This window comes from uncultured Microbulbifer sp. (assembly GCF_947498635.1).
Taxonomy (GTDB): Bacteria; Pseudomonadota; Gammaproteobacteria; order Pseudomonadales; family Cellvibrionaceae; genus Microbulbifer; species Microbulbifer echini.
Map to the genome: position 1 here is coordinate 1 of NZ_CANMKV010000165.1, position 237 is coordinate 237.

General features: G+C 50.2%; 1 protein-coding gene. It reads right to left on the reverse strand.

The features are described 5' to 3' along the window. Positions 1 to 27: 27 nt before the first annotated feature. Positions 28 to 237, reverse strand: a 210-nt coding sequence (locus Q1A69_RS20275) for a hypothetical protein (protein ID WP_299589784.1), incomplete at its 5' end; no start/stop codon positions are given.

The following is a 237-nucleotide window of genomic DNA, read 5'->3' on the forward strand; positions in this document are numbered from 1 at the left end:
CCGAGAGGCCGCTATAATGCACGCCACTCAAGCAAGGGCGGAAACGGCCTTGCAGGGATTCGGAAAGCTCTTTGAGTCACACGGATCGCCGAGAAAAAAGCTGAAAAAAAACACTTGATTCAGCGACCAGGATGTGTAGAATACGCGTCCCGCAGTTAGGGCCCGGCGCTCAACTGAGTTGTTTAAAAATTCGATCAAGCAATATGTGTGGGTGCTTGCGGAATGATGAATCGATAC